This is a genomic window from Pseudomonas sp. AC463, assembly GCF_979253585.1.
In genome coordinates this window covers 1-250 of sequence record NZ_CEEDDZ010000946.1, presented here as the reverse complement: position 1 = coordinate 250, position 250 = coordinate 1, and the positions used below count along the sequence as shown (strand labels likewise).

At 61.2% G+C, this 250-nt stretch carries 1 protein-coding gene; it reads right to left on the bottom strand.

Annotated elements, in window-relative coordinates:
* On the bottom strand, window positions 1-250 hold a 250-nt coding region (locus AC0IYH_RS33025; RefSeq protein WP_471838608.1), incomplete at both ends, for an NF038122 family metalloprotease.

Below are 250 nucleotides of genomic sequence, written 5' to 3'. Positions count from 1 at the left end.
GGGCCGTTCGGGCCGCCATAGACGTCGTACAGGTCGACACCGCTGACGAAGCCCAGCGCGTGACCGATCTCGTGCACGGCGACGCCGATGAAGTCGAACGAATTGGCCGTCAGGCCATCGGTCGGATCGAAGTCGAACGAGAAGTTGGAGCTGAACGTCACCGACCCGTCGGACACGTTGGCGAAGCTGGTGTTTTGATACTCGTCCGTCGTCAGGCCCATCGCGCGATAGAGCGAGGTATTGCCATAGA